Here is a 14,921-nt window from a genome sequence, read left to right as displayed (position 1 = left end):
GCCGCGAGTAGCCCTTGATGTCGGAGAAGAGGATCGCGGCGAGAGAACGCTGCTCGGGCGCGCTGGTTGAGGCTTGGTCGGTCACGGGGAGCTCGGTGGGGAGAGTGCCGTCGAGCTCTGAGCTATCAGCTATCAGCTCTCAGCAACCAGGTGCCGGGTAGTGAATGAGCAGGAGCGGTCGAGCCAGCGAGGAGCGAACCCGTAGCTCGAAGCTCACGGCTCACAGCTTCAGGCCGTCTTGTCGGCGGCGCAGCGGGCGGCTAATGTCGCAGCGCGTCGCAGTCGAGGGACGGTGGGCGACGCATCCCCTTGAATTTGCAGCTTTGCCGGGCGCTTTTGACGCGCCCGGTCGTGGAGGCATCCGGATGAACCCAATCGTCATGGGAGTCATGCTGCTCCTGGCCCTCGGCTTCTTTGCCTACACGATGCAGCACCGCCTGCGGCTGGTGCTCGCGCTCCGCAAGGAGAACCGCTTCGACAAGGGCGCCGAGCGCGCCGACGCCCTGGTGCGCTTCGGCTTCGGCCAGCGGCGCCTGGTGCAGCGTCCCGACATCCGGGCCGGCATCGCCCACGTCCTGATCTTCTTCGGCTTCCTGGTCGTCTCCATCCGCACCATCACCCTGGTGGGCAAGGGCTTCGCCATCGGCTTCGACCTGCCCCTGGTCGGCGCCGAGGGCGCCCTGGGGGTCGCCTACGCCTGGGCCAAGGACATCTTCTCGATCGGCGTGCTGGTCGGGGTGAGCCTGGTGCTCTACCGCCGGCTGATCCTCAAGTCCGAGCGCTCCGAGCCCAACCTCTCCCGGGAGGCGCTGGGGATCCTGGCGATGATCTCCTACCTGATGCTCTCGGACATGGCGCTGGACGGCGGCTGGGTGTCCCAGAAGCTGGTGGAGGCCCACACCCCCCTGGCCGCCTCGCTCGCGGGCGTCTACGCCAACGTCGGTGAGGGGGCGCTCGCGGCCCTCAACCACTTCTGGTTCTGGACCCACGTCGCCGTGCTGCTGGTCTTCCTGAACCTGCTGCCGGTGGGCAAGCACTTCCACGTCGTCACCGGCCTCGCCAACGTCTACTTCAAGAAGCTCGGCCCCAAGGCGAAGCTGACGACCCTCGATCTCGAGGACGAGGAGAACCCCTACTTCGGCGCGGCCAAGCTCGACGATCTGGGCTGGAAGACCCTCTGGGACGCCTACTCCTGCACCGAGTGCGGGCGCTGCCTGACCCACTGCCCGACCTACGTCACCGCCAAGCCCCTGACCCTCAAGGGCCTCAACCAGACCCTCAAGCACCACGCCTACGAGGTCAGCGAGCAGCTCATCGGCGAGAAGCTCTGGAAGCCGGGCAAGCCCCTGGTCACCGACAAGGAGAGCCGCGAGCTGCCCGAGCTCAACCCGAGCGTGATCCCCGACGAGACCGTCTGGGCCTGCACCACCTGCGGCTGGTGCGAGCAGGCCTGCCCGCTCTTCATCGAGCAGGTGCCCCGCATCGTCGAGATGCGCCGCAACCTCGTCATGGTGGAGAGCCGCTTCCCGCAGGAGCTCACCGGCACCTTCAAGGGGATGGAGAACCAGTCCAACCCCTGGGGCGTGGCCGCGGGCGACCGCGACGCCTGGACCAAGGGCCTCGACTTCGAGATCCCCCGGGCCTCCGAGGGCGGCGACTTCGAGTACCTCTTCTACGTGGGCTGCGCCGGCTCCTTCGACGACCGGGCCAAGAAGAACACCCTCGCCATCGCCAAGATCCTCCACGAGGCCGGGGTGAAGTTCGCCATCCTGGGCAACGAGGAGACCTGCAACGGCGACCAGGCCCGCCGGGCCGGCAACGAGTACCTCTACCAGATGATGGCGATGGGCCTCATCGAGACGATGAACGGCTACGGGGTGAAGAAGATCGTCACCGGCTGCCCCCACTGCTTCAACACCATCGCCAACGAGTACCCGGACCTCGGCGGGAGCTACGAGGTGATCCACCACAGCCAGCTCATCGAGGAGCTGCTCAAGGATCACCGGGTGAAGCTCGACCCCAGGGTCCACGAGGGCCTCTCGATCACCTACCACGACGCCTGCTACCTCGGCCGCCACAACGACGTCTACGAGGCGCCCCGCAACACGGTGGTGCGCGCCACCGGCGCCGAGCTGACCGAGATGCCCCGCAACCGCCAGGAGGGCTTCTGCTGCGGCGCCGGCGGCGCCCGCATGTGGATGGAGGAGCACATCGGCGAGCGGGTGAACCAGAACCGCGTCGAGGAGGCGAAGGCCTGCGGCGCCGACCTGGTCGCGACCTCCTGCCCCTTCTGCCAGACGATGGTGAAGGACGGCATCTCCGAGCTCGGCTACGACGAGGAGATGACGACCAAGGACATCGCGGAGCTGGTGGCCGAGGCGATGGTGGTGGAGAAGAAGGCCGAGCTGCCCGCGGCCACCCCCTCCGGCGCCGCCGCCGAGCCGGCCGTGGAGCCCGTCGCCGAGGCCAGCGAGACGCCGGCCGAGGCGTGAGCGTGCGTCACCTCCTCGGGCTGCTGATCGTCGGGGGCCTCGTGGCCCTCGGCGGCTGTCAGGCCCGGGGGTGCGCCGGGACCGAGCGGCGAGGCCCGCCCGACCTCTCCCGGGCGGCGGACGGCTTCACCGAGCCGGTGGCCGCCGCCTACGAGCTGCAGCTCACGCACCTCGCGGCCCTCGCCACCTCCGGGGAGGAGATCTCCCTGGCGGCGCGGCGCCGCGGCGGCCGCCTCGTCTACCTGCGCCTCTCGGCCACCCGCTTCCAGGTCGAGGAGGTCACCCCGGGCGCGCTGCCTGGCCGCCCGGCCCTGGGCCTCACCGCCGCCGGGGCCCCGGTGATCGCGGCGATCACCGCGCCGACCATCGGCGAGAAGGCGCGCATCCCGCCGCCGCCCGAGGCCCCCCGGGAGGCGGTGGACGGGGAGGGCGCCCTGCGCCTGCTCCACCGCCGGGGCGAGGAGCTCTGGCGGGGCGAGCTGCTGGCCGACCGGGCGCTCGAGGTGCAGATGGCGGTCTCGCCGGAGGGCGCGATCCACCTCGTCTTCCTCCAGCCCTACGGCAAGCTCTTCCAGGTCAACTACCTGAAGGTGGAGGGCGCCGCCCTCGGCCGGGAGATCGTCGGCCTCTCACCGAAGGTCGCGCCGGCCCTGGTGCTGCGGGACGGCCTGCCCGTCGTCGCGCACGCCACCGAGACCGGGGGGCTGGCGGTGTCGACCGGCCGCGAGGGCGGGGGCTTCGATCCGATGCCGGTGGGCGAGGCGAGCCTCACCCGCCGGGTGCTGGCCTTCGACCTCGTCGAGGAGGAGGAGGCCGCCTCCCTGGCCCTCCTGGTCTCGACGAAGAACCCCGCCCCCGACGAGCCGGTGGCCCTCCACCACCGCAGCCTGAAGAACCCCCTGCCCGCCGCCGAGGCGAAGAAGAGGGTGCGGCCGCGGGGCACCTTCCCCCGCTCGGCCATCGGCAGCCTCTCGGCCGGCCCCCGGGGCGCCTGGCTGATGCAGTCCGCGAAGACCACCTACTTCGGGGACGCCACCGAGGCGGTGCGGGTGCCGCAGCTGCGGGAGGCGGTGCTCCTTCACGCGGGGCCCTATCGGATCATCGGGCTCGATCTCGACGGCAGGCTACGCGTGGGACGCTGAGGGCAGCTCGCAGCCTAGTTGAACGTGTTGTTCCCGTCGTCGTGCAGCTCGCCGTTGCCGGCGATCTCCCGGCGTCCGGTGAAGACCGAGCCCGAGACGCGCAGGTCGCCGTTGCCGTTGATCACGAAGGCCGCGTCGGTTCCCAGCAGCTGGCTGTCCTGCACGTGCACGTCGCCGTTGCCGTCCACCCGCAGGGCGACGCCCCGCACGTCGATGACCGAGCCCACGATCCACAGATCGCAGTTGTCGAGGGCGTGGATGCCCGGGCCGTCGCCGACGATGTAGAGCCCCTCGACCCGCAGCTCGTCGTTGCCCTCGCAGATGAGGGGGCCAGACTCGGTCAGGCCCGGAGGGACGGCCCGGCCGCCGCCGAGCTCCACCGACTCGGCCGGGCTGGTCGTGTCCTGGAAGATGATGGTGCAGGCGGGCAGGAGGAGGAGGGCCAGCAGGGGCAGGAGGATTCTCATGAGTGACCTCGAATCGGGGAGTGAAGAGCGGGAAGCGGGGCCATCGTAGTGGCCGTGCCCGGTGAAACGAAAGACCCCCGAGGAGGGGGGATCGATTGCCTCGGCCAACGCATCGTGCCAAGAATCGAGGTTCGTCCGGCGGGCCCGCCGGTGACCAGAAGGAGGGGTAGCAGGATGCGGTTCTTCGGCTCGCTCGCGCTCGCGTTCACGCTCGTGATCCTCGCCGCTGGCTGCGGCGGCAGCGGCGCCGAGAAGGGCGAGGAGACCCCGATGCCCCAGGCGGACGGCAAGTCCGACACCTGGTGGGCGCCGACCCTCCACGGCGAGCTGCGCTGGGGGGCGGAGGATCGGGGGACCTTCGACGGCGCCGCCGGCCAGCACAAGTTCCACGCCTGGGACTTCACCCTCTCGGGCGCGGCCGAGGTGACCCTCACCACCGCGCCGGTCGATCCGAACGTCGACACCGTGGCCTACCTCTATCGCTGGGACCCCGCCGCCGAGAGCTGGGGCAGCTACCTGGCGCGCAACGACGACCACGGCGGCTCCATCGGCTCGCAGATCGCCCGGGGGCTGGACGCGGGCGGCTACCGCCTGGTCGTGAAGGGCTACAAGGACTCCGTCGAGGGGACCTTCACCCTCTTGGGCACCTGCGCGGGCGCCGGCTGCCCGGCGGCCGGCCCCCCCAACGGGCTCTCGGCCGAGGAGGAGGACCAGGTGGTGAACGCCGTGGACAACCTCTGCGGCGACACCTACTGCGAGGGCGACTTCAACTGGTGGGTGGCCTCGATCTCCTGCGTCTGGGGCACCGGCTGCACCATCGCCTGGGATGCGAAGAGCTACTACGAGGAGGACGCCTTCCCCTCCACCACCTGGCTGGAGCAGTTCGACGCGGGCCAGCTCCAGGCCAGCGGGACGACCTCCGATCAGGCCGGCCCCTACGCGGTCTCGGTGGACAAGATCGTCGACCGCGCCTCCGAGGGCTACTGGGCCCGGGTGAGCTGCGAGCTGGCCGTGCCCTACGCGAGCGCCGCCGAGCTCGTCGATCCCGCCGGGCGCGGCGACTGGCCCACCCAGACCTTCTCCGATCAGCTGATGGACTGCGTGGGGAGCCTCGAGGGGATCCTCTTCACCCTCCTGCCCTCCGCGGTCGGGCCCTAGAGGACGATGGTTCCCAACCAGTCAGCGGGAGGGTGGGCTCCCTACGCACGCGCGCTGGGCCGCAACGTCCGGGCGCTGATCATCGACGACGAGCAGGTGATCCGCGAGCTGCTCCGGGCGGTCCTGGAGTCCGGTGGCTACGAGGTGGCCGAGGCCGAGGGCCTCGAGGAGGCCCGGGAGGCGATCTCGGCCGAGCCCTTCGATCTGCTGCTGGTGGACAAGAACCTGCCCGGCGGCAGCGGCGTCGATCTGCTCACCGAGGTGCAGCAGCAGGGCCTCGACGTCCCCTCGGTGATGATCACCGCCTACCCCTCGGCGCCGTCGATCTCCGCCGCCCTGCGGGCCGGCGCCCGCGACTACATCGCCAAGCCCTTCGACGACATCACCCAGGTGCTCAACCGCTTCGACTCGGTCTGCGCCGCGGGCATCCAGGCCAAGGTCTACCGCCGCATCATCAAGGAGCTGAAGGCGGCGCTGGTCGAGACCCGGGGTGAGGCCTCGGTGGTCAAGAAGATCGGGCGCGATCTCTTCGAGCACAAGCAGGACATGCGCCTGAAGACCGACGTGCTGCTCTTCCAGCAGTCCGAGGTCATCTCCGACGTGCTCTGCGGCGCCCTGGTGCTCGAGGGGATCTCGGTGGAGGAGCGGCAGGACGAGGAGGGCGCCCTCTCCCTGGTCGGCGCCCTCGGCGCCCTCACCGCGATCGTCAGCCTGGAGTCCGAGCGCTCGGTGGAGCTCATCCGCGAGTTCAAGCAGCGCGACCCCCTCCTCGACATCCTGGTGACCTCCAAGGCGCCGACGGTCCACGACGGGCTGGCGGCGCTCTCCCACGGCATCTCGGATCTGGTCCTGCGCTCGGAGGGCACGGAGATCCTCCAGGTGCGCGCGCGGCGCCTCGTCCATGGCGCCCGGCAGCGCCAGATGAACCTCTTCCTCATCAGCACCCTGGTCCGCTACGCCCGGGACGAGGGCTTCCGGGGCGCGGACGAGTTCCTGAAGCTCCTGCCCCCGGTGGAGCTGGACATCATCGAGGGGCTGGTGGCCCCGGCGCCGGACCCCGGAGAGATGATCCAGCCGGGCTACGGCGAGCTGGCCTCGCTCGTGGACGAGGCCGAGAGCTTCACCCCCCTCTTCGGCCCGGGCTCCGAGCCCGACCTCTTCCAGCCGCTCCCCCCGCCGCTCCCGCCCGTGATCACGGCGCCCCCGCCGCCCGCGGGCTTCGACCCCGGCGCCGGGCTGGCGAGCCCCGAGCCCGAGCCCGAGCCCGCCGGCCAGGATCGGCGGCAGCACCCGCGCCACGAGGCGAGCCTGCCGGTGAAGCTGATTCGCCTGCCCGACCGCAACCAGACCCTCCACACCTTCACCCGCGACATCTCGGCCCGCGGCCTCTTCGTGATCGACGCGACGCCGCCGCCGCCCGGGAGCGAGTACGAGATCGAGATCCGGCTCAAGCCGGGCGATCCCCCGGTGAGGGCTCACGGCCGGGTGGTGCGGGTCGATCTCGGCCGCCGGGGAGGCATGGGCCTCTACGTCGAGGCGCGCGAGGGGTTCTCGCTCCAGGCCCTCATCGATCGCCTGCTGGGCTGAGGGTCCGGCGCCTGCTGGCTCTCTACCCCCGCGGGGAGGGACTTGAGCTAAGGTCGGGATCGCGTGAGTGACTCCTCGCAGCTCCCCAGGTCTACCGCGCGGTGGCCGAGGGGCCCGAGGGCTTCCGGCGGGAGGTCGCGCTCAAGGTCGTGCTCACCGGCACCGACGACGACGACCTTCGCCTGAAGATGTTCCACGACGAGGCGCGGATCGTCGCCCGCCTCACCCACCCCGGCATCGCGCAGGTCTACGACTTCGGCGTGGACGAGGGGAGGGTCTTCCTGGTGATGGAGCTGGTCCCCGGCGACTCCCTCCACCGCCTCCTGGCGCAGATGCGCAAGGCGGGGCTGCGCCTCCCGGAGGCCGTGGGGATGGCCCTCGGCACCCAGGCCGCCGGGGCCCTGGCCTACGCGCACGCGGCCACCGACGAGCAGGGCGCGCCGATGGGGATCGTCCACCGCGACATCTCCCCCGACAACCTCCTGGTCACCGAGCAGGGCTGGGTGAAGCTCCTCGACTTCGGGATCGTGAAGGCCGCCGGCCGCGACACCACCACCCAGCTGGGGCTGGTGAAGGGGAAGCCGGCCTACATGTCGCCCGAGCAGGTGCGCGGCAAGGAGATCGACGGGCGCTCGGACGTCTTCGCCCTCGGGGTGATCCTCTGGGAGGCGCTCACCGGCCGGCGGATCTGGCGCAGCGAGGAGACGCCCGCGATCATCGCCCAGCTGGTCACCGAGGACGTGCCCCACCTCGCCGACGTGAACCCGGAGCTGCACGCCGGGGCGGTGGACGCGGTGATGGCGATGCTGGAGCGCGAGCCCGGCGCGCGCCCCGACGCCCAGGCGACCCAGGCGATGCTCTCCCGGACCTTGAGCGGGATCCGCGCCGGGACCCCCCAGGAGCTCGTCGCGGCCTGGCTGCGCGGAGAGATCGCGCCGCTCGGCCTCCCGGGCGCGCCGGCGGGCGCCACCCCGCCGGCCAGCCCCTCCTCTCCCCCGGCGCCCACCGGCCCGGGCCCGGAGGCGGCCTGGACCGCGCCGCCGCTCCCCGCCGCGACGGCGACGGCCCCGGCGCCCTTCGATCCCTCGAGCCTGCCTCCCCTGGAGGACGCCTTCGGCGCCCCGGCCCCCGGCCTCGCCACGGCCCTGGAGGGAGAGTACGTCCCGGCCGATCCGGGCGGCCCGGGGCCCGCCTTCGTCGCGCCGACCTTCGACGACCTCCGGCCGGCGGCCTCCGAGCCCGCCCTCGATCTCGCCTACGAGCCGGTGCCGGCGGCGGCCCCCGGGCCCTCCTCCCCCGACGATCTGCTGCCCTCCGCGCCGGACCTCTCGACCCCGGCGGCCCGCCCCCCCTCGCCCTCGGCCGAGCTGCGGCCCGAGGCGGCCGCGGCCGCGCCCCGCCCGAGCGGCCGGCCTCCCTGGCTGCTGATCGGCGGCGGGGCCCTGGGGCTCCTGGCCCTGGTGGGCGGGCTGGGCTTCTTCCTCCTGGGCGGAGAGGAGGCCGAGGTCGCCGCGCCCGCCGACGGCAAGGTCACCCTGCAGATCGAGACGACCCCGCCCGGGGCGAGCCTGGTCGTCAACGACCAGCCGGTGAGCGCCCCGAGCCCGACCCGGGTGGAGACCCTCGCCCTGCGCGAGCACGTCGTCACCGCCACCCTCGAGGGCCACGTCCCCACCACCGTGAAGCTCCCCTACACCCAGGCCGAGCGGCCGGTGCGGATCCACCTGGAGAAGCTGGTGGAGGTCACCGTGACGACCGAGCCGCCCGGCGCGCAGGTGACCAGCGAGGGGAGGGTGCTGCTCCTCCAGACCCCCGGGACGATCACCCTGCCCCCGGGGGAGCACCAGCTCCTGGCCGGCCTCGAGGGCCACGCCACCGCCTCGATCGTGCTGAAGCTGCAGCGGGAGCCGGTGACCTGGGAGACCCAGCTGGCGCGGGCCGCCTACCTGATGGTGAGCAGCCGCCCGGCGGGGGCCGAGCTCTACCTCGACGGCGTCGCCCTGGGCCTGCAGACCCCGGCGAAGATCGCCGTGGCGCCGCGCCGCAGCGTGGTCGTCGAGGCGCGCCGGGAGGGAAAGATCGGCCGCAAGAAGCTGAAGGGGCCCAAGCCCGGCAAGCAGCTCAAGGTCGACCTGCGCCTGGTCGATCCCGTCGCCGTCCTCGAGTCCCGGCAGGCCGGCCTCCAGGACGAGGTCGATCGCCTCGGGGAGCTGATCCAGTCGGCCACCGAGCGGATGGAGACCGGCATCCTCTCCGACCGCGAGGTGCGGCAGATCGGCTCGAGCCGCGACAAGCTGCAGGGCCGGCAGGATCGTCTGATCGCCGAGCTCGACAAGATCGACGCCCGCCTGATGGACCTGCGGGCCCAGGCCGAGCTCGAGCGGGCGCGCGCCGCCGGGCACTGACGGTTACAGAGCCGTTACCCCCCCGCCGGGAGGCCCTGGCTAGGGTCGAGGTGAAGCCACCTCCACCCCCAAAGGCCGGGAGCCCCCCATGAATCGAACCATCGGCATCTTCTCCGCCGCCCTCGCCCTCTTCGTCACCGCCTTCTTCGTGCAGGCCCGCTACTTCCAGGCGGCCGAGAAGGTGGCCCTCCCGCAACCCGCGCCCATCGAAGCCCCGCAGGAGCCAGCGGCTCCTCCTCCCATCGTCCAGCTGGCGATCCTCCTCGACACCTCCAGCAGCATGGACGGCCTCATCGATCAGGCCCGCACCCGCCTGTGGCGGGTGGTCAACGAGCTGGCCGAGCTCAAGCGCGCGGGCCGCACCCCCGAGCTGCGGGTGGCCCTCTACGAGTACGGCAACGACGGCCTCGAGGCCGCCACCGGCTACCTGCGGCAGGTGCAGGCCTTCACCACCGATCTCGACGACGTGAGCCAGGGCCTCTTCGCCCTGACCACCAACGGCGGCTCCGAGCACTGCGGCCAGGTCATCGACGCCGCCCTGAAGGGCCTCGCCTGGGACCCCGACCCCGGGACCCTCAAGCTGATCTTCATCGCCGGCAACGAGGGCTTCGATCAGGGGCCGGTCGACTACCAGCAGGCCCTCGCCGACGCCCGGCAGAGGGGCGTGAAGGTGAACACCGTCCACTGCGGCCCCGAGGCGTCGGGGATCGCCGGCCACTGGCGCGACGGCGCCCTCCTGGCGGGTGGCCGCTTCCACAGCATCGATCAGAACCAGGCGCTCACCTGGATCGCCGCGCCCCAGGACGAGGAGATCGCCCGCCTCGGCGCGCAGATCAACGAGACCACCATCGCCTTCGGCGCCCACGGCAGCGCCGGCCTCGCCAACGTGGCGGCGCAGGACCTCAACGCCCTCTCCACCGGCCGCGGCGCGAACATCCAGCGGGCGATGACCAAGGGCACCAAGGTCTACGACAACTCCAAGTGGGACCTGGTCAGCGCCATCCAGAAGAAGAAGGCCAAGATCCGGCAGCTCGACAAGCAGCTGCTCGACGCGCGGTACGCCGGCCTCTCCGACGAGGAGCTGAAAGTGGAGGTGGAGAAGCTGCAGCAGCGGCGCGACACCCTCACCGCGCGCCTCGGCAAGCTCAAGAAGGAGCGCGAGGGCTGGGTCGCGAGCGAGCGCCAGAAGCAGGCGCAGCAGGAGGGCCAGAGCTTCGACGACTCCCTGGTGGACTCGATCCGCAACCAGGCCGCGGCCGGGGGCTTCGAGGTCGAGGGGTCCCAGGTCGCCGCGCCGGGCGAAAGCTGATAGCTCGAAGGAAAGCGAGGAGAGGAGAGCCCATGCCAGCCCGCCGCATCCTGGTCATCGAGGACGATCCGGCCATCCGCCAGGGCGTCTGTGACGCCCTGAAGTTCGAGGGCTTCGCCCCCTTCGAGGCAGCGGACGCCCCGGCCGGCCGGGAGGCCGCGCTGCGCAACCCCTGCGAGCTGATCCTCCTCGACCTGATGCTGCCGGGCGGGGACGGCTTCGAGATCCTCGAGGCCGTCCGGCAGGTCCACCCGACGCTGCCGGTGATCATCCTCACCGCCCGGGGGCGGGAGGCCGACCGGGTGAAGGGGCTGAAGCTCGGCGCCGACGACTACGTGGTGAAGCCCTTCTCGGTGCGGGAGCTCCTCGCCCGGGTCGAGGCGGTCCTGCGCCGCTCGGCCGAGCGGCCCCTCGACATCCAGACCCTGGCGATCCCCGGCGGGGAGGTCGACTTCGCCGCCCGGGCGATCACCCACACCGACGGCAGCCGCACCGAGCTCTCCGAGCGCGAGCTCGAGCTGCTGCGCTTCCTCGCCGCGCGGGCCGGAAGGGCGGTGAGCCGGGACGAGCTCCTCAAGGGGGTCTGGAAGCTCGACCCCGCCCACGTCCACACCCGCACCATCGACATGCACATCGCTCGCCTGCGGGAGAAGCTGCGCGAGCCCGAGGGCGCGCCGCGGCTGATCGTCACCGTGCGCGGCAAGGGCTACCGCTTCGAGGGGACGAGCGAGGCGTGAGCCGTCCCCTCTTCACCTGGGGCCTCTTCGCCCTCTGCCTCCTCGGCGTGCTCGGCGGCATGGGCTGGGTCACGGCCACGGCCCTCGAGCTCGACGAGGCGCAGACCGAGGCCGCCGCCAAGGCCGAGCTCGAGGACGCCGTGCGCCTCACCCTCTGGCGGATGGACAGCGCCCTGACCCCCTTCATCGCCCAGGAGACCGGCCGCCCCCACCGCTTCTACCTGGAGGAGGGTCGCAAGGCCCCGGTGGACTGGGTGCGCGCCCACCTCCTCTACGACGAGAAGGAGGGGCGGCTCTCGACCCCCGACCTCGGCCGCTCCGGCGAGCTCGTCGCCCTGACCGTCTCCCTGGGGGCCGAGGCCCTCCACGCCGCCTTCCCCGAGGCGCCGGTGGAGCAGGGGGAGCTCCTGGCCCTGGCGAGGCCCGGCGCGCGGCCGCGGCAGATCCCCGACGCCGAGATCGAGCTGCGCAAGAAGCGGGCGGGCTTCCGCAAGGAGCAGCTCGTGACCCTGAGCGCCGAGGAGCCCGAGCGGCTGGCCAAGGTGCGCAAGGAGAAGGCGCGCACCCGGGTCGAGTTCGACAAGCGCGCCCAGGCCGTGCAGCGCCAGGTGGGCAACTACTACAACCCCACCAACGACGACTTCGCCGAGTTCAACCAGCAGGCGGCGCCGCCGCTGACCACCGAGCAGGTGGAGGAGACCAAGGCCAAGCCCGAGCCCCAGCCGGCGCAGAAGAAGGGCTCCGACGCCAAGCTGGTCGCGCCCACCGAGCAGGTCCTCCAGCAGGCCAGCCAGGGCTCCCTCTCCAACCTCTTCGGCGGCGGCACCGCGGCCCTGCCCGGGAACCTCAACGCGCTGGACAACAACCTGGGCCTCGGCGCGGCGCAGGGCTGGAGCCCGGCGGCGCCGCCGCGCCTGCTGGAGGTCGCCACCGGCACCATGCGCCCGCTCTGGTTCGAGGGGCACCTGCTGATGCTCCGCCGGGCGCAGGTCGAAGGCCGCCGCTACCTCGAGGGGGCCTGGCTGGACTGGCCGGTCATCGAGGCGGCCCTGCTCGAGGAGGCGCGGGACCTGCTCCCCGAGGCGCGGCTGGTGCCGGCGAGCTCGCCCCTCGACGACTCCCCCCGCCTGCTGGCCACCCTCCCGGTGCGGCTGGTCCCCGGCGCGCTGCCCTCGGAGGCCCGCGCCGGGCTGCAGCCGCTGACCGTCTCCCTGGCCATCGCCTGGGCCTGCGTGCTGGCCGCCGCCCTCGCGGTCTTCGGCCTGCTGCTCGGCGCGGTCTCCCTCTCCGAGCGCCGGGGCGCCTTCGTCTCCTCGGTGACCCACGAGCTGCGCACGCCCCTGACGACCTTCAAGATGTACACGGAGATGCTCTCCGAGGGGATGGTGAGCCCGGACCGCCAGGGGGAGTACTTCCAGACCCTGCACCGCGAGGCCGACCGCCTCGCGGCCCTGGTCGAGAACGTGCTGGCCTACGCCCGCATCGAGGGCCGGCGCTACGCCTCTCGGATCGAGTCCCTCCCGCTGCCCGAGCTCCTCGAGCGCATCGCCCCCCGCCTCTCGGAGCGGGCGCTGCAGGCCGGCCTCACCCTCGAGCTCAAGGAGCCGCCCGAGGTGCAGGTGATGGCCGATCCGCAGGCCCTGGAGCAGGTGCTCTTCAACCTGGTGGACAACGCCGCCAAGTACGCCGGCCCGCAGGGCGGGCCGATCGAGGTGATGGTGGGCGCCGCCGAGGAGCGGATCCTCCTGCGGGTGCGCGACCACGGCCCGGGCATCCCGGCGGCGGATCGCAAGACCATCTTCCGGCCCTTCGCCAAGTCCTCCCGGCACCTCTCCGGCACCGCCCCCGGGGTGGGCCTGGGACTGGCCCTCTGCCGCCGGCTGGCGCAGCAGATGGGCGGCAGCCTCGAGCTGGAGGATCCCGAGGAGGGGGCGAGCTTCCTGCTCACCCTCAGGGCCGGGCGCTGATAGGCTCCCCTCGCCATGAGCGCGAGCCAGCACGATCCGGAGACCCGCGCGCCCCCGGGCGTGGCCCAGAGCCACCTGCGGCGTACCATAGCCCCCCTGATCGCCGTGGTGGTGGGGGTGGCCGTGATCGTCTGGATCGGCCTCCTCCCGCCGCCTCCCTAGAGCTCGGCCCCGGACCGGAAAAGGAGCACCCAGCGATGCACGACCACTACTACTTCTCCCGCGACCTCAAGAAGTTCGGCGACATCTCCAAGAACGCCCCCGAGCTGGGGAAGAAGTACTTCGCCTGGTACGAGGCCGTGATGGCCGAGGGCGCCCTCTCCGAGCGGGAGAAGTCGCTCATCGCCCTGGCGGTCGCCCACGCCGTGCAGTGCCCCTACTGCATCGACGCCTACACCAGCGCCAGCCTCGAGAAGGGCGCCGACCTCGATCAGATGACCGAGGCGGTGCACGTGGCCGCCGCCATCCGGGGCGGGGCGTCGCTGGTGCACGGGGTGCAGATGCGCAACAAGGCCGACAAGCTGGGGATGTGAGGGTGCCCCCCTCTCTCCCCACCCTGAAGGCGCAGGGCCACGCCCTCGCCTCGCCCGAGCGCCAGCTCGAGCGGCTCGACGCGGTCGAGCTCCCCCGGGAGTTCGCCGACGCCTGCGAGGCCGCCGGGCTCTGGCCCCTCGACGCCCACGCCCTCGACGTGCTGCAGATCAACGTCGGGCGGCTCTGCAACCAGACCTGCCGCCACTGCCACGTCGACGCCGGCCCGGATCGGGACGAGGTGATGAGCCGGGAGACCCTGGAGGCCTGCCTCTCCTTCCTGGACCGCAGCGAGGTGCGGACGGTGGATCTCACCGGCGGCGCGCCGGAGCTGAACCCCCACTTCCGCTGGTTCGTCGAGGAGGTGCGCGCCCGCGGCCGGCACGTCATCGACCGCTGCAACCTGACCATCCTCGAGACCGGCGCCGGGCGGGACCTGCCGGAGTTCTTCGCCCGCAACCGGGTGGAGGTCGTCTGCTCCCTGCCCCACTACCGCGAGCTCTCCACCGACCGGCAGCGCGGCCGGGGGGTCTACGAGCGGAGCATCGCGGCCCTGCGGGCGCTCAACGCCGTGGGCTACGGCGACGGGGAGAGCGGCCTCAAGCTGCGGATCGTCACCAACCCGGTGGGCGCCTTCCTGCCGCCCTCGCAGGGGAGCCTCGAGGCCGAGTGGAAGCGGGAGCTGGAGCGCCTGCACGGGATCGTCTTCGACTCGCTCTTCACGATCACCAACATGCCCATCGCGCGCTACCTGGAGTGGCTGGAGCTCTCCGAGAACCTCGACGACTACCTCCAGCGCCTGGTCGAGGCCTTCAACCCGGTCGCCGCGGCCGGGGTGATGTGCCGCTCGATGATCTCCGTGGCCCACGACGGCACCCTCCACGACTGCGACTTCAACCAGATGCTGGAGCTCGGCCTCGCTCCCGGCGCCCCGGCGACGATCTTCGACGCCGAGCCCGCCCGCCTGATCGGCCGGGCCATCGTCGCCCATCGCCACTGCTTCGGCTGCACCGCCGGCGGCGGCTCCTCCTGCGGCGGCCAGCTCGACTAGGCGCCCCGGCTTCGGAGCGACCCGGAGGCGGCGCGTAGCCGGTGAAGGGTCGCGGAGCTCCGGGTGCGGAGGCTC

12 protein-coding genes and 1 pseudogene are annotated in these 14,921 nt (G+C 72.2%); 12 read left to right on the top strand and 1 reads right to left on the bottom strand.

Translation table 11 applies throughout. The features are described from left to right. The first annotated feature begins 380 nt into the window (after nucleotides 1–380). Nucleotides 381–2,492, top strand: a complete 2,112-nt coding sequence (locus P1V51_23675) for a heterodisulfide reductase-related iron-sulfur binding cluster (GenBank protein ID MDF1566054.1) — start codon at nucleotides 381–383, stop codon at nucleotides 2,490–2,492. 2 nt (nucleotides 2,493–2,494) lie between these two features. Next, entirely contained in the window at nucleotides 2,495–3,634 is a 1,140-nt protein-coding gene (locus P1V51_23670) for a hypothetical protein (GenBank protein MDF1566053.1), read from the top strand. 14 nt (nucleotides 3,635–3,648) lie between these two features. Here P1V51_23670 and P1V51_23665 read toward each other — a convergent pair whose 3' ends face one another. Further along, nucleotides 3,649–4,101 (bottom strand): hypothetical protein, encoded by a 453-nt coding sequence (locus tag P1V51_23665; GenBank protein ID MDF1566052.1) that lies wholly within the window; start codon nucleotides 4,099–4,101, stop codon nucleotides 3,649–3,651. 174 nt (nucleotides 4,102–4,275) lie between these two features. On the opposite strand from P1V51_23665, the gene P1V51_23660 reads away from it, so the two are divergent. From P1V51_23660 to arsS, 10 genes and pseudogenes are all read left to right on the top strand, one after another. Then, nucleotides 4,276–5,259: a hypothetical protein gene (locus P1V51_23660; GenBank protein MDF1566051.1), complete on the top strand. Its 984-nt coding sequence runs from the start codon at nucleotides 4,276–4,278 to the stop codon at nucleotides 5,257–5,259. Between the two features lie 6 nt (nucleotides 5,260–5,265). After that, nucleotides 5,266–6,846 (top strand): response regulator, encoded by a 1,581-nt coding sequence (locus P1V51_23655; GenBank protein MDF1566050.1) that lies wholly within the window; start codon nucleotides 5,266–5,268, stop codon nucleotides 6,844–6,846. A gap of 98 nt (nucleotides 6,847–6,944) precedes the next feature. Beyond that, a pseudogene (locus P1V51_23650) lies at nucleotides 6,945–7,679 on the top strand (serine/threonine-protein kinase). A gap of 21 nt (nucleotides 7,680–7,700) precedes the next feature. After that, a complete protein-coding gene (locus tag P1V51_23645; protein MDF1566049.1) occupies nucleotides 7,701–9,251 on the top strand; it encodes a PEGA domain-containing protein in 1,551 nt (516 codons plus the stop codon). Between the two features lie 88 nt (nucleotides 9,252–9,339). Continuing rightward, complete coding sequence (locus P1V51_23640; GenBank protein MDF1566048.1) at nucleotides 9,340–10,560, top strand: VWA domain-containing protein; 1,221 nt, start codon at nucleotides 9,340–9,342, stop codon at nucleotides 10,558–10,560. Nucleotides 10,561–10,592: 32 nt separating this feature from the next. Next, nucleotides 10,593–11,297, top strand: a complete 705-nt coding sequence (locus P1V51_23635) for a response regulator transcription factor (GenBank protein ID MDF1566047.1) — start codon at nucleotides 10,593–10,595, stop codon at nucleotides 11,295–11,297. Next, entirely contained in the window at nucleotides 11,294–13,264 is a 1,971-nt protein-coding gene (locus P1V51_23630; protein MDF1566046.1) for a HAMP domain-containing sensor histidine kinase, read from the top strand. Before P1V51_23635 ends, P1V51_23630 begins: the two co-directional genes overlap by 4 nt. Nucleotides 13,265–13,279: 15 nt before the next feature. Then, entirely contained in the window at nucleotides 13,280–13,426 is a 147-nt protein-coding gene (locus P1V51_23625; GenBank protein ID MDF1566045.1) for a hypothetical protein, read from the top strand. 35 nt (nucleotides 13,427–13,461) lie between these two features. Continuing rightward, nucleotides 13,462–13,797, top strand: coding sequence for an arsenosugar biosynthesis-associated peroxidase-like protein (locus P1V51_23620; GenBank protein MDF1566044.1), 336 nt, complete (start codon nucleotides 13,462–13,464; stop codon nucleotides 13,795–13,797). Nucleotides 13,798–13,799: 2 nt separating this feature from the next. Then, nucleotides 13,800–14,846, top strand: a complete 1,047-nt coding sequence (arsS, locus tag P1V51_23615) for an arsenosugar biosynthesis radical SAM protein ArsS (GenBank protein ID MDF1566043.1) — start codon at nucleotides 13,800–13,802, stop codon at nucleotides 14,844–14,846. The last annotated feature ends 75 nt before the right edge of the window (nucleotides 14,847–14,921 follow it).

This window comes from Deltaproteobacteria bacterium (assembly GCA_029210625.1).
Taxonomy (GTDB): domain Bacteria; phylum Myxococcota; class Myxococcia; order SLRQ01; family SLRQ01; genus JARGFU01.
This window is presented reverse-complemented; position numbering and strand designations above follow the sequence as displayed.

Excerpts from the sequence above, each read along its gene's own strand:
- P1V51_23675 (MDF1566054.1), top strand. The coding sequence starts at position 381 with ATGGGAGTCATGCTGCTCCTGGCCCTCGGCTTCTTTGCCTACACGATG.
- P1V51_23665 (MDF1566052.1), bottom strand. The coding sequence starts at position 4,101 with ATGAGAATCCTCCTGCCCCTGCTGGCCCTCCTCCTCCTGCCCGCCTGC.
- P1V51_23660 (MDF1566051.1), top strand. The coding sequence starts at position 4,276 with ATGCGGTTCTTCGGCTCGCTCGCGCTCGCGTTCACGCTCGTGATCCTC.
- P1V51_23655 (MDF1566050.1), top strand. The coding sequence starts at position 5,266 with ATGGTTCCCAACCAGTCAGCGGGAGGGTGGGCTCCCTACGCACGCGCG.
- P1V51_23645 (MDF1566049.1), top strand. The coding sequence starts at position 7,701 with ATGCTCTCCCGGACCTTGAGCGGGATCCGCGCCGGGACCCCCCAGGAG.
- P1V51_23640 (MDF1566048.1), top strand. The coding sequence starts at position 9,340 with ATGAATCGAACCATCGGCATCTTCTCCGCCGCCCTCGCCCTCTTCGTC.
- P1V51_23635 (MDF1566047.1), top strand. The coding sequence starts at position 10,593 with ATGCCAGCCCGCCGCATCCTGGTCATCGAGGACGATCCGGCCATCCGC.
- P1V51_23625 (MDF1566045.1), top strand. The coding sequence starts at position 13,280 with ATGAGCGCGAGCCAGCACGATCCGGAGACCCGCGCGCCCCCGGGCGTG.
- P1V51_23620 (MDF1566044.1), top strand. The coding sequence starts at position 13,462 with ATGCACGACCACTACTACTTCTCCCGCGACCTCAAGAAGTTCGGCGAC.